Below are 12,085 nucleotides of genomic sequence, written 5' to 3' on the forward strand. Positions count from 1 at the left end.
ATCCTGACGACGACCTGCTGTTCATGAACCCCGACCAGGATGATGCGATCCGCCAGGGCCGGTGCGTCCATACGGCCTATCTGACGGCTGGCGACCGAGGCCAGGGGCTGGACTATGCCCTGGCGCGTGAGCGAGGCATACAGGCCGCCTACGCCACCATGGCCGGCACACCCGATGCCTGGGACACGGACGGCCTGAAAGTCGGTTCGCACACCCTGATTCGCCACCGCCTGCATGCCAAGCCCGGAATCCAGCTCATCATGCTGCGCCTGCCCGACCCCTGGCTGGGCGCCGGCTGGGGCAGCCTGACGCCCCTGAGCCGGGTAGAATCCGTGCCCCACGCCCGCGTGCGATCCTATGCCCCCTATCCGGACATCTATACGCGCAGCGAACTGATCCAGCTGCTGGCCGACCTGATCCGACAGGAGCACCCCCAGGACATCCGCCTGATGGACCCCACGATCACCATCCCCTACCGATCGCTGTGCTGGCGCTGCGCCGGACACGACCACCCCGACCACATCGCCGGCGCCCGCTTGGTCGTGGCCGCCATGGCACTCGTTCCGGGCACGTATTCCCACACCGCCTACCTGAACTATCCCAGCCAGGCATTGCAGGCCAACCTGGATGCGGCCCAGACAGCCCGCAAAACGGCGATCTACCTGCGCTACGCGAAAAACGATCCCTTGACCTGCCCGCCCGGTATCGACTGCTCGGTGCCCAGAGGCCCAGAGGCCGCCTGGGTCGAGCGGCAATACTACGTCAGGATCGCGGCCCCGCCGCTGCGGACCGGCCTTGCTCAGGCTCGATCCGGCCCCTGATCCAGGATCCGTTCGTCGCACGCATCGAGCGTGCCCGATGCGCGCGCACGCTCGATCAGATCGGGTCGGCGCGCTGCTGTCAGCATCAGGGATTGCGCTCGCCGCCAGGCTGCGATGCGGGCGTGGTGGCCGGACAGCAGCGGTTCGGGCACGGCATTGCCGCGCCAGATCTCGGGCCGTGTGTAGTGAGGACTGTCCAGCAAGCCATCCAGGGCGGGATTGAAGGAATCCTGCGCTGCCGATTCCGCATCGTTCAGCACCCCGGGCAACAGACGCACCACACTATCCATCAGAACCATGGCGCCCAGTTCCCCCCCCGACAGCACGAAATCCCCCAGCGACACCTCCTCGTCCACACAACAGTCGATGAAGCGCTGATCGATGCCTTCGTAGCGGCCACAGATCAGGATGGCGCCCGTGCCCGCCGCCCAGCGCCGGGCACGCGCCTGGTCATGCGTCCGTCCGGCAGGCGAAAGCAGCACGACCGGCGCTCGCGCATCCCGGGTGTCGACCCCGGCCTGCAAGCGGGCTGCGCGAGCGGCCTCGACGGCCTGTGTCAGGGGTTCAGCCAGCATCACCATGCCCGGCCCACCACCATAGGGGCGGTCATCCACCGTGCGGTGGACATCCGTCGTGTAATCGCGCGGGTTCCAGCATTCCAGCGCCCAGATCCCCCGGGCGTGTGCGCGGCCGCTGACGCCCTGATCACGCACAGCGGAAAACATGTCGGGAAACAGCGTAATCAGATCGAAGCGCATGCCGGACTCAGAAATCTGCCGGCCAATCGCTGTCGATGCGGCGGGCCTGGAGATCCACGGACTGGACGTGCGCCGCCACGAAAGGCACCAGCGCATGGCGCGGCCGGCCCCGCGCGTCGGTCAATGGCTGGAAGACGCCATCGGCATCCGGCGCACCCAGCATCACCTGCAAAATGGCATGGGCGCCATTGTCCAGCACCTGATCCACACGGCCAAGCAGCCGGGGCCCATCGTCCCCCAGGCCATGAACATCGCAACCGATCAGATCGACCCAATAATATTCGTCTTCGGCTGCTGCCGGGAATGATGCCCGGGACACCCAGACCGTATGGCCCCGCAGCGTTTCGGCCATATTGCGATCGCTGATCCCATCGGCCTGGACTGCCAGGAATTGCCCCCCCTGGCGCCGGCAGGCGCGGATTTTCAGGGCGCGGGGACGCGCCAAGGCGCCCGATCCCAACATGGGATCGGGCGCCTTGAACCACCAGACCGATGCGCCTGCCAAGGCATCCGCCTGAGGCGAATGCGGCAGGATTTTCAGCCAGCCACGCACTCCATGGGCGTTGACCACGCGACCGACCTCGACCAGGTCATTGGGCGGCACAGCATCCAGAAATGCAGAATCGGCCATCATCGCCGACACGGCAGATCGCAATCAAGCAGCGGATGCGACCTTGGCGGAATATTCCTTGACCAAACGGGCAACCGTATCGGACAGCTGAGCCCCTTGGCCCACCCAATGCTGGACGCGATCCAGGGCCAGGCGCAGATTTTCCTGGCCTTCACCGGCCACGGGATTGTAGAAACCCACGCGTTCGATGAAACGGCCATCGCGGCGATCACGCGAATCGGCAGCAACGACATTGTAGAAGGGACGCTTCTTCGAGCCGCCGCGGGCCAGACGAATCACAACCATTGATAATCCTTTGAAAATGCTGTGAAAAACGCAAAATTTTAGCATCAGAAAGGCCGTATCCGCAATCGTTGCAGACAAGAACACCCCGGATACCGTAGAAAAAACACCTCAGCGGCGCTGCACGTAATGCACCTGGACGGCATCGTCACGCATGTGCTGGGCCAGCAGGACATTGCCGGTCTGCTGGCAGAATGCCTGAAAATCCCGATCCGCATGCGGATCGGTGGTCAGTACCGCCAGCACCTGGCCACTGTCCAGCCGGGCGAGCGCCTTTTTAGTGCGCAGGATCGGCAGGGGGCAGTTCAGCCCCCGGGCATCGATTTCCTCGTCCGCGCGCGGCGTATCCCCCGTCATGTTCATCAATCCCCCGGCGCTACGCTGCTGTTTCGAGCCGCTCGGTCACCCAGGCCCGCACGCCAGCCAGAGCACCATCCAGGGCGCCGACGTCGGACCCGCCCCCCATGGCCATGTCTGGACGGCCGCCGCCCTTGCCACCCACCTGGGCGGCCACGGCACCCACCAGATCGCCCGCCTTGACGCGCGCCGTCAGGGATGGATCGACGCCAGCCACCAGGCTGATCTTGTCATCGGATGCGGCAGCCAGCAGGATCACCGCCCCCGGCAGCCTGGATTTCAGCTGATCGACCATGCCGCGCAACGCCTTGGGATCTGCGCCCGCCAGCCGCGCCACCAGCAGTTTCACACCAGCGACATCCACCGCCTGATCAAGCAGGTCGGAGCCTGCAGCCGCAGCCAGCTTGTCCTGCAAGCGCGCGAGTTCACGTTCGATCTGGCGCGTCTGCTGCTGCAAGGCATGGATGCGATCAGGCACCTCGGCCGGCTGGGTCTTGAGCAACCCTGCCGCCTGGTCCAGCGTGCTCCGGGTCTGCCGGACCCAGGCCAGGGCGTTGCGCCCGGTAATGGCCTCGACCCGGCGGATGCCGGCCGCCACACCCCCTTCGGACACGATCTTGAACAGACCGATGTCCCCCGTGCGCGCCACGTGAGTGCCCCCGCACAGTTCACGCGAAAAGCCGATGTCCAGCACCCGCACCACGTCGCCGTATTTTTCGCCGAACAGGGCCATGGCCCCGCCCGCCACGGCCTCGTCATAGGCCATGTGCCGTGCCTGCACCGCCTGATTGGCCAGGATCTCATCGTTGACGATGGTTTCTACCTGCGCGATCTGGTCGGCAGTCAGCGGTGCATCATGGGCAAAATCGAATCGGGTCTTGTCCGGATCGACCAGAGAACCACGCTGCTGCACGTGGTCGCCCAGCACCTGGCGCAACGCCTTGTGCATCAAATGGGTCGCCGAGTGATTGCGCATCGTGTCGGCGCGGCGGCCAGCATCGACCTGCGCCCGCACGGTGTCACCCACAGCCAGCGCCCCTTGATCCAGAACGCCATGATGGCCAAACACATCGGCCTGGATCTTCTGGGTGTCAGCCACCCGGAACTGCGCCGACGTGCCGGCCAGCACGCCGGTATCGCCCACTTGCCCCCCGGATTCGGCGTAGAACGGTGTTGCGTCCAGCACCACCACGGCTTGCTGCCCCTGAGCAATCGACGGCACCGCAACACCGTCCACATACAGGGCCGTGACGGTGGCCTGGCCTTCCAGGTGGTCGTAGCCGTCGAAACGCGTCGCCACGCCGTCATAGCTGAGATCAGCCGCAGCCTTGAACTTGCCGGCGGCGCGCGCCTGTTCGCGCTGATGCGCCATCGCCTGTTCAAAGCCGTCCAGATCGACGGCAATGGCACGTTCACGGCAAATGTCAGCCGTCAGGTCAACCGGGAACCCATACGTATCGTAGAGGGTGAACAGGGTCTGGCCGTCCAGCGCCTGACCCGCCGGCAAGGCGGCCAGGGCGGATTCCAGGATGCGCATGCCGTTTTCCAGGGTCTCGCCGAAGCGTTCTTCTTCCTGGCGCAGGACTTGCTCGACCCGGGCCTGCTGGGCAGCCAGTTCGGGGTAGGCATCGCCCATCTGCCCGACCAGATCGGCGACCAGCCGATGAAAGAACAGGCCTTTCTGACCCAGTTTGTGCCCATGCCGCAAGGCACGCCGGATGATGCGGCGCAACACATAGCCACGCCCCTCGTTGCCGGGAATCACACCATCGACCACCAGGAAACCACAGGCACGGATATGATCGGCGATGACCTTCAGGGAATTGTCGGCCAGATCCGCACAGCCGGTTTCACGCGCCGCTGCGCGGATCAGGTTCTGGAACAGGTCGATTTCGTAATTGGAATGGACGTGCTGCAGCACGGCGGCAATGCGCTCCAGCCCCATGCCGGTATCGACGCAGGGCTTGGGCAGTGGATGCATCACGCCCTGGGCGTCACGCTCGAACTGCATGAACACCAGATTCCAGATTTCGATATAACGATCGCCGTCTTCTTCGGGCGAACCCGGAGGACCGCCCCAGATGTCCGGGCCGTGGTCATAGAAGATTTCGGAACACGGACCACACGGCCCGGTATCGGCCATCTGCCAGAAATTGTCCGAGGCGTAGCGCGCGCCCTTGTTGTCGCCGATGCGAATGATGCGTTCGCGCGGCACCCCGATGTCCTGCGCCCAGATGTCATAGGCCTCGTCGTCTTCCTGGTAGACGGTCACCCACAGCTTTTCCTTGGGCAGGCCATAGATTTCGGTCAGCAGCGTCCAGGCGTATGTGATGGCATCGCGCTTGAAATAATCACCAAAGCTGAAATTGCCCAGCATCTCGAAAAACGTGTGGTGGCGGGCGGTATAGCCCACGTTTTCCAGGTCATTGTGCTTGCCCCCGGCGCGCACGCAGCGCTGCGCGGTGGTTGCCCGCAGATAGGGCCGGGTATCCTTGCCGGTGAAAACGTCCTTGAACTGGACCATGCCCGCGTTGGTGAACAGCAACGTCGGATCATTGCCCGGCACCAGCGGCGAGGAAGGGACGATCTGATGTCCCTTGGACTCGAAAAAGGACAGGAATTTCTGACGGATCTCGGAGGTTTTCATTCGTGTGACCGCTGGGGGAAACTAGCCGGCCATTATATGCGTTTGATGTCACGAACGGCGCAAGCGCCCGCAGCGGACCCGGAAGCCTCCGAACCAGCGCTCGCATCGCATGCCTTTGCGGATTCGGGCGTTCTGCCGCATGGCTTGCCCATCTCACCGCTTGCAAGCGGTTCGGATTCGTCAGGCACGAAACACCCTGCGGGGGCGAATCCGCGCCCGGACGCATCTACATTGCCTCGATGGCCGGATAGAACTCTCGGTTTTCGCGCAGCATCCGGTCGTGCACCTGCTTGAGCACCGTATTGGCCTCGGCGCGAAAACCCTCGGGGTTGCGCGTAAGCATCGTGGCATTGGCCCAGCGCCGGGAAAAATTGATGAACCCGTTGGCGATGCCTTTCATGTCGCCCTGATAGGTCGCGCCCATGCGCGCCATGCGTTCATTGCCGCTGTGCTCCAGCGAGGGATACAGGATGCGGTCTTCGATCGCCAGATGCTGGATCACGACACGCGCCAGCATGTTCAATGCATGAGCGATATCCACCGCATGATCGGCAATCCCCTGATGGGACAAACGACGCAACTGATTGATACCGCTGAGAATTTCGACGTGCTGATGCTTGAAGCGATCGATGTTCATGATGAGATTCCCTCGCCATTGGGATTCGGCAGTCTGTGCCGCATAAGATATATATTAAATGAATCTTATTGCCACCTCAAGCACACTGCGTGCGTCTCGTGCGCCGCCTACAGCAGATTTTCGTAGTCGTCGATATCGGCGTCGAGTTCCCAGGAATGGCTGGACATCCAGGCCCGGATCCGTGCCACGGCCTGGGAACGCAGCTGGGACACCCGGCCTTCGGACACACCGAGGACGACCGCGATTTCCTTCTGGTTCAGGTCCTGTTCGAATTGCAGGGACAGCAGCAGCTGCTCGCGTTCCGGCAGGTTGCAGATCGCCTCGATCAGCGCCGCGCGCAGGCCTTCACGCGTCAGCCAGTCCAGGGGATTGCCATCGCGTGCGCCTGCCACGGCATCCAGCGCGCCTTCGCCGTCCTGATCGCCCCGGTGTTGCGCCAGGTCTTCGTACATGAGCACCTGAACGCCGCGTGCCTCTTCGAGCAATGTCTGGTAATCAGACAGGCTCAGGCCCATTTCTTCGGCAATTTCAGCCTCGGTGGCCGGACGCAGCAGGCGATGGCGCAACGCCTGGATGGCGTCTTCAATGCTGCGCGCCTTGGTCCGCACGCTGCGCGGCAGCCAATCCTGGCTGCGTAGTTCGTCCAGCATGGCACCACGGATGCGGGTAATGGCATAGGTTTCGAACTGCGCGTCGGCCTGCTGCTGGTAGCGCCGCACCGCATCCAGCAGCCCCATCATGCCGGCCTGCATCAGGTCATCGAGTTCGACACTGGCCGGCAGCTTGCCGATCAGCGCCAGGGCCTGCCGGCGCACGAGCGGCGCATGACGGGCGATCAACTGGTCCTCGGAAAGAGGCATCGCACAATCCGTGAAACACATCATAAAATGCAAGTATGCACCAGGAACGCCCGGGACGTTCCTAAAAGAAACACGCCTTTCCACTGGGAATTTCCCGCACGCGCGCCTCTGCGCCGGGGTCTGATCCTGCGCCTGGGCGGCGGCCCTAAAGTTTCGCCGAACAGCGCCGTTATGCCAGACTGAGGATCCAGGACCCGCCCCCCAGGAGACACGCCCCGGGCACGTCCTGCCCAGAATCCGCCCATCCGGACAGGAGCACGCATGATTCATTCCATTGGAAACCAACTGGCAACTTCAAGCCTGGGTCTGGCAGCTCCCGTATCCGAGCGAGCACCGGCTCAACCCGACCCGGTCGCCCAGGTCACCCCGACCGATGGCGCACAATCCGGCCGTTTCGACAAATCGACGGATTCGCGCGAACTCGGCCTGCGACAGCCCATCGAACCGCCCAAGTCCTCGCTGGAAAAAGCCCTCGAGTCCGTCAACGACAGCCTCAAGGCCTGGTCCACTGGCATGCGCTTCGAAATGGATGAAGACGCCCAGCGCCTGGTCGTCTCGATCATCGACAGCGCAACCGGCGACGTCCTGCGCACCATTCCATCCGAGGCCGTCCTGCGCGTCGCCAAAATGATCGTCCAGCTCCAGGGCTCTGGGGTGGACACCCAGGCCTGATCGACAAACTGACACAGGATCTCGCCCCTTACCCCTCTTTTGCCACTGCCCGACCAGGGCATAATGGCTGAACGGAGAATCACACCATGGCATCAGTCTCTTCTCTCGGCCTATCCGGCCTGCCCTTGACGGAACTGCTCAGCAAGCTGAAAACCAACGAAAGCCAGATCCTGAACACGATCCAGGACCGGCAAAAAGCGGCCGAGGCCAAGCTCTCCGCCTACAGCAAGCTGAAAGCCTCCGTCGAGGCGCTCCAGAAAGCGGCCCAGGATGTCGGCAAGGCCGAATCCTTTGGCGCCGTGGCGGTGAAATCCGGCTCGGATGCCATTTCCGCGACGGCCGACAGTTCGGCCATCCCTGGCCAGTACGCCATCCAGGTTGACAAGCTCGCCTCGGCCCAGACCCTGGTCTACGCCGGGCGCGCCGACCGGACTACCGACATCGGCAGCGGCGGCACCCTGAAAATCACCATCGACGGCACGGAAAAAGCCATCGACCTGAACGGCAAGGGCACGTCCCTGAACGATCTGGTGACCGCCATCAACGCCGATCCCGACATCGGGGTCAATGCCACCATCGTCAACGATGGCACGCCCGGCAGCCAGTACCGCCTGCTGCTCACCAGCCGCGAAACCGGCACGCAACATGCCGTCACCAACATCACGGTCGACGGCAATGCCGATCTGGATGCCTTCCTGGGCTACGCCGGCGGCGGCTCGACTGCGGGCGTCACGGTCCAGGATGCCTCCAATGCCGAATTCACCATCAACGGCATCTCGGTCACCAGCCAGAGCAACACGGTCGAAAACGTGATCGACGGCGTCAAGCTCACCCTGAACCAGACCACGACCAGCGCCACCAGCCTGTCCCTGACCCGGGACGACAGCGTAGCCAAGACGGCCATCGAGGACTTCGTCAAGGCCTACAACAGCCTGCTGAACACCGTCGGGACGCTGACGAAATACACGGTCGGCGCCGACAACCCGTCCAGCCCCCTGACTGGCGATTCACTGGCCCGTTCGGTGCAGACCCGCATGCGCGATGCGATCTCCGGCGCGTTTGACGCCACCGACAGCACCACGCTATCGAAGATCGGCATCACTACCGACCCCAAGACCGGCGAACTCAAGATCGATGACGCCAAGCTCAGCAAGGCGCTGTCCGAAAACCTCGATGGCGTGAAATCCCTGTTCACCAGCGGCACCGGCATCGGCAGTCGCGTCGACACCACAGCCGAAACCTTCACCCGCAGCGGCGGCCTGTTCAGCACCGCCACCGACGGCCTGAACAAGACCATCACCGACATCAAAAAACAGTACGAGGCCACCTCCGAGCGCATCGATCAGCGCATGGAAACCTACCGCGCCCAGTTCACCCAGCTGGATGCCATGGTCAGCCAGATGAACTCTCTGAGCAGCTATCTGTCGCAACAGCTCAGCGCGCTCAACAGCAGCAAGGGCGGCAAATAACCCACCATGACCTACGCGCCTCGTTCCCGTTCTGCCCGCGCTACCGGTTCCTACACCAACATCGGGCTCGAAACCGAAGTGCTCGGAGCTTCTCCCGAGCGCTTGATTTCGCTGTTGTTCCGGGGCGCGCTCAAGGCCATTTCCCAGGCGCGCCACCACCTGCAGAACGGCAATATCGCAGAACGCGGCAAGGCCCTGTCCAAGGCCATCGACATCGTCGATTCGGGCCTGAAAGCCGGTGTGGACACCGAACGCGGCGGCGAGGTCGCCCGCCTGCTGATCGCATCCTACGAACTCATCATCCGCGACCTGATGCAGGCCAATCTGCACAGCGACGAAGACAAGCTCAATACAGCCGAAAAAATGCTGATCGATCTGGCTGGTGCCTGGCACACGGCCGTCGACCCCCAGTTCAGCGATCCTCCCCCCAGCCACTGACCGGAACCCACCCTTGAGCACGCCGCACTCCTCCATCCTGGAGTACTACCAGGAAATCGCCGACCTGTCCGGCCAGATGCTGATCAAGGCCGAAGCCCAGAAATGGGATGATCTGGTGGCGCTCGGCACCCGCTACCAGGCTGCGGTCGAGCGCCTGAAGGCGCTCGACCCGCTGGGCGACGAACAGAAAACCGCCCGGCGCGAACTGCTCACCCAGATCCTGGACAATGACGCCAGGATCCGCCAGCTGATCTCTCCCGAACTCGAACGCCTCAGTCATCTGCTGGGCACATTCAAGCGGCAACGTACGGTCCTGCAAGCCTACTACAGTACGGTGCGCCCGCACTAGGCGCCCAGGAACCCCACGGCCATGAGCATCGGTGCCCCTTCCAACCTCGGCACGCTGCTGATCCAGCGCCTGGACGCCGTGCTGGGCACCACATTGGGCCAGCAGGCCAACATCGCCTCCGGCGCAGGCCCCCAGGCCGTCCCCCAACCGGCCAACCCCGAAAACCCCAGCGCACTGCAGAATCCAACCCAGCGCCATCCCCGGGAAGCCGTCGACCAAGCCAGCCAGCAAGGGCGCCAACAAGCCGCTGTCGGCAAGGCCGTGCGGGACATGCGATTGGACAATCTGTTGGGCCGAAGCACGACTTTTCACGGCTCCACCCAGTCCGCCCCGACCACGCTGGGCTACGCCGCCCGTATCATCCTTGCCCTGCTGAACCAGTTTCCCCACGACGGCCAGGCGGTGCGCGGACGAGCACCACTGCTGCCCAATGCCGGCAACACGCCACCCGGCGGCCACATGGCTGGACCGCCAGGCAGCGCAAGCACGCCCACGTCCGCTGCACCGCTCCCCACCCAGGCGGGCGCTCTTTCCCCATCGTGGGCCCAACTGGCCACTTCACTGGGACAACCTGGCGCCCTGGCGGCCCGGTTTGCCCAGGCCCTGTCGCAATCCATACAGACCAGCGGCCTGTTCTACGAATCCCACCTCGCACAACTGGCCTCGGGCAAGACCACGCTGCAGGCACTGCGACAGGAACCACAAAGCCGCATTCCGCCCCAGCCAGCCCCTGGCTCACTCCTTCAGACTCCCCACCCGGCCACCCCCACATCCGCCTCTCCCGCCGCAGCGAGCAGTGGCGCAGCACCAGAGGCCACCTCGGCCCACACGGCGGCCGGACAGACACAGCCCCAGGCCACCACTGTCCCGGGCATCGATCCACAGCTTCAACTGTTGGTCCGCCAGCAACTCGAAGTCCTGGCCAATCAGGCCTTCATCTGGCAAGGCGAAGCCTGGCCAGGGGCCGACATGCACTGGGAAGTCCGCCGTCGGCCGCAAGACGACACCGAGGACCGGGATTTCCAGGAAGACCACTGGTCCACGCGCCTGAACCTGCACCTGCCGACCCTGGGAGACGTGCAGGCGCGCCTGAGCCTGTCCGGTGACCAGCTGGTCATGCGGCTGACGGCCCCGCAATCCGCCGATCGGCTGGGGCAGGCCATCGAGCCACTGCGCGCACGACTGCTGGCTCAGGGATTGCGAGCCAGCCAGCTGTCCGTCCAGACCCATGACGACGTTCCAGCTGCCCCCGAGCCGAATGACCGGGAAAATGAAACCACCGCACCCTGATCCCCACCGTCCCAGCGCCGTCGCAGTCTCGTATGACCCGGCGGATTCCGCGCCCCGGGTCGTGGCCAAGGGCTACGGCACCCTGGCCGATACCATCGTGCGAACCGCGCGAGAGCACGGCCTGTACGTGCATGAATCCCCGGAACTGGTCGGCTTGCTGATGCAGGTGGACCTGGATGCGCACATCCCCCCCAGGCTGTACGTGGCCATCGCGGAACTGCTGGCCTGGCTGTACGCCCTGGATACCGAAGGCGGCGTCGTGCGGCGCCCTGCCGAAGGGGAAGCCCCGGCCACTCCAAAAGCACCTGGCGGATAGTTATCGTTATCGTTTTCGACGGGCAAGGCCGAAACCATCGAGCCCGCCACTGCCAAGACCGATCCGGACGCGCCCCTCAGACCGCCATATTGGCGATTTCCTTGTAGGCGTCCACCAGACGATTGCGGACCTGCACCGACGCCTGGAACGCCAGGCCGGCCTTTTGCAGATCGATCATCACATTGCTCAGGGAAATATCCGGATCGCCCATTTCGAAGGCTTTCGCCTGGGCGTTGGCGGCGTTCTGCGCATGGGACACCCGATTCAGGGAACGGGCCAATTCGGCTGCGAAGCCACCGCTTTCGGAAGCTGCGACCGGTTGCGCCGACAGGCCCTGGGATTCGCGCGCTACGGCACGCATCTGGGCAAGCAGGTTTTCAACGCTGGCGAGGGCCTGGGAAGTGATCATGGCGAACGGCTCGAATGAAAGGCAGAACAGGCAGCCGACAATGACACGGCATGCCGACGATGTACTATACGGCCTGCCTCTGGCCGGCAAGCCTCACAATAGCGGGGATAAGGGTGGGCACTTCTGCGGTTTGCGGGACACGCCCAAAC

Annotated in this window: 15 protein-coding genes; 7 read left to right on the forward strand and 8 right to left on the reverse strand. The window is 63.9% G+C overall.

Annotation, left to right across the window (positions count from 1 at the left end):
* A partial coding sequence (locus tag RBR29_RS06985) for a PIG-L family deacetylase (RefSeq protein WP_320348246.1) occupies window positions 1-821 on the forward strand: 821 nt, incomplete at its 5' end.
* On the opposite strand, the gene trmD is transcribed toward RBR29_RS06985, so the two are convergent.
* The 7 genes from trmD to RBR29_RS07020 form a co-directional block, all read right to left on the reverse strand.
* Complete coding sequence (trmD, locus tag RBR29_RS06990) at window positions 800-1,579, reverse strand: tRNA (guanosine(37)-N1)-methyltransferase TrmD (protein ID WP_320348247.1); 780 nt, start codon at window positions 1,577-1,579, stop codon at window positions 800-802. The two genes, RBR29_RS06985 and trmD, sit on opposite strands and share 22 nt — an antisense overlap.
* A 7-nt stretch (window positions 1,580-1,586) precedes the next feature.
* The gene (gene rimM / locus RBR29_RS06995) at window positions 1,587-2,210 is read right to left on the reverse strand and encodes a ribosome maturation factor RimM (RefSeq protein WP_320348260.1); all 624 of its coding nucleotides are present in this window, start codon (window positions 2,208-2,210) and stop codon (window positions 1,587-1,589) included.
* Window positions 2,211-2,234: 24 nt separating this feature from the next.
* Window positions 2,235-2,495 carry a 30S ribosomal protein S16 gene (rpsP, locus tag RBR29_RS07000; protein WP_320348248.1) on the reverse strand — a complete coding sequence of 87 codons (261 nt, stop codon included), beginning with the start codon at window positions 2,493-2,495 and terminating at the stop codon, window positions 2,235-2,237.
* 108 nt (window positions 2,496-2,603) lie between these two features.
* Window positions 2,604-2,855: a sulfurtransferase TusA family protein gene (locus RBR29_RS07005; RefSeq protein ID WP_320348249.1), complete on the reverse strand. Its 252-nt coding sequence runs from the start codon at window positions 2,853-2,855 to the stop codon at window positions 2,604-2,606.
* A 13-nt stretch (window positions 2,856-2,868) separates the two neighbouring features.
* Complete coding sequence (alaS, locus tag RBR29_RS07010) at window positions 2,869-5,496, reverse strand: alanine--tRNA ligase (protein WP_320348250.1); 2,628 nt, start codon at window positions 5,494-5,496, stop codon at window positions 2,869-2,871.
* A gap of 226 nt (window positions 5,497-5,722) precedes the next feature.
* Window positions 5,723-6,133: a hemerythrin domain-containing protein gene (locus RBR29_RS07015; protein WP_320348251.1), complete on the reverse strand. Its 411-nt coding sequence runs from the start codon at window positions 6,131-6,133 to the stop codon at window positions 5,723-5,725.
* Between the two features lie 107 nt (window positions 6,134-6,240).
* Window positions 6,241-6,993, reverse strand: coding sequence for an RNA polymerase sigma factor FliA (locus tag RBR29_RS07020; RefSeq protein WP_320348252.1), 753 nt, complete (start codon window positions 6,991-6,993; stop codon window positions 6,241-6,243).
* A 261-nt stretch (window positions 6,994-7,254) separates the two neighbouring features.
* Between RBR29_RS07020 and RBR29_RS07025 the strand changes: the two genes are divergently transcribed.
* The 6 genes from RBR29_RS07025 to RBR29_RS07050 all read left to right on the forward strand — a co-directional run bounded on the left by RBR29_RS07025 (window position 7,255) and on the right by RBR29_RS07050 (window position 11,527).
* Complete coding sequence (locus tag RBR29_RS07025) at window positions 7,255-7,665, forward strand: flagellar protein FlaG (RefSeq protein ID WP_320348253.1); 411 nt, start codon at window positions 7,255-7,257, stop codon at window positions 7,663-7,665.
* Window positions 7,666-7,751: 86 nt separating this feature from the next.
* Window positions 7,752-9,134, forward strand: coding sequence for a flagellar filament capping protein FliD (gene fliD / locus RBR29_RS07030; protein WP_320348254.1), 1,383 nt, complete (start codon window positions 7,752-7,754; stop codon window positions 9,132-9,134).
* A 6-nt stretch (window positions 9,135-9,140) separates the two neighbouring features.
* Window positions 9,141-9,572: a flagellar export chaperone FliS gene (fliS, locus tag RBR29_RS07035; protein WP_320348255.1), complete on the forward strand. Its 432-nt coding sequence runs from the start codon at window positions 9,141-9,143 to the stop codon at window positions 9,570-9,572.
* 13 nt (window positions 9,573-9,585) lie between these two features.
* A complete protein-coding gene (locus tag RBR29_RS07040; protein ID WP_320348256.1) occupies window positions 9,586-9,921 on the forward strand; it encodes a flagellar protein FliT in 336 nt (111 codons plus the stop codon).
* A 21-nt stretch (window positions 9,922-9,942) separates the two neighbouring features.
* Complete coding sequence (locus RBR29_RS07045; protein ID WP_320348257.1) at window positions 9,943-11,211, forward strand: flagellar hook-length control protein FliK; 1,269 nt, start codon at window positions 9,943-9,945, stop codon at window positions 11,209-11,211.
* Window positions 11,192-11,527, forward strand: coding sequence for an EscU/YscU/HrcU family type III secretion system export apparatus switch protein (locus RBR29_RS07050; RefSeq protein ID WP_320348258.1), 336 nt, complete (start codon window positions 11,192-11,194; stop codon window positions 11,525-11,527). Before RBR29_RS07045 ends, RBR29_RS07050 begins: the two co-directional genes overlap by 20 nt.
* A 76-nt stretch (window positions 11,528-11,603) precedes the next feature.
* On the opposite strand, the gene fliE is transcribed toward RBR29_RS07050, so the two are convergent.
* On the reverse strand, window positions 11,604-11,936 hold the full coding sequence (fliE, locus tag RBR29_RS07055; protein ID WP_320348259.1) for a flagellar hook-basal body complex protein FliE: 333 nt from the start codon (window positions 11,934-11,936) through the stop codon (window positions 11,604-11,606).
* Between the last annotated feature and the right edge of the window lie 149 nt (window positions 11,937-12,085).

Origin of the sequence: Castellaniella sp. (assembly GCF_034007085.1) — a bacterium.
Classification (GTDB): Bacteria; Pseudomonadota; Gammaproteobacteria; order Burkholderiales; family Burkholderiaceae_B; genus Castellaniella.

What these genes read in the sequence shown, in the direction of transcription:
- RBR29_RS07005 (WP_320348249.1), bottom strand. Translation starts at nt 2,855, where the DNA reads ATGAACATGACGGGGGATACGCCGCGCGCGGACGAGGAAATCGATGCC.
- trmD (WP_320348247.1), bottom strand. Translation starts at nt 1,579, where the DNA reads ATGCGCTTCGATCTGATTACGCTGTTTCCCGACATGTTTTCCGCTGTG.
- fliE (WP_320348259.1), bottom strand. Translation starts at nt 11,936, where the DNA reads ATGATCACTTCCCAGGCCCTCGCCAGCGTTGAAAACCTGCTTGCCCAG.
- RBR29_RS07015 (WP_320348251.1), bottom strand. Translation starts at nt 6,133, where the DNA reads ATGAACATCGATCGCTTCAAGCATCAGCACGTCGAAATTCTCAGCGGT.
- RBR29_RS07025 (WP_320348253.1), top strand. Translation starts at nt 7,255, where the DNA reads ATGATTCATTCCATTGGAAACCAACTGGCAACTTCAAGCCTGGGTCTG.
- RBR29_RS07050 (WP_320348258.1), top strand. Translation starts at nt 11,192, where the DNA reads ATGAAACCACCGCACCCTGATCCCCACCGTCCCAGCGCCGTCGCAGTC.
- rpsP (WP_320348248.1), bottom strand. Translation starts at nt 2,495, where the DNA reads ATGGTTGTGATTCGTCTGGCCCGCGGCGGCTCGAAGAAGCGTCCCTTC.
- fliD (WP_320348254.1), top strand. Translation starts at nt 7,752, where the DNA reads ATGGCATCAGTCTCTTCTCTCGGCCTATCCGGCCTGCCCTTGACGGAA.
- RBR29_RS07045 (WP_320348257.1), top strand. Translation starts at nt 9,943, where the DNA reads ATGAGCATCGGTGCCCCTTCCAACCTCGGCACGCTGCTGATCCAGCGC.
- rimM (WP_320348260.1), bottom strand. Translation starts at nt 2,210, where the DNA reads ATGGCCGATTCTGCATTTCTGGATGCTGTGCCGCCCAATGACCTGGTC.
- alaS (WP_320348250.1), bottom strand. Translation starts at nt 5,496, where the DNA reads ATGAAAACCTCCGAGATCCGTCAGAAATTCCTGTCCTTTTTCGAGTCC.
- fliS (WP_320348255.1), top strand. Translation starts at nt 9,141, where the DNA reads ATGACCTACGCGCCTCGTTCCCGTTCTGCCCGCGCTACCGGTTCCTAC.
- RBR29_RS07020 (WP_320348252.1), bottom strand. Translation starts at nt 6,993, where the DNA reads ATGCCTCTTTCCGAGGACCAGTTGATCGCCCGTCATGCGCCGCTCGTG.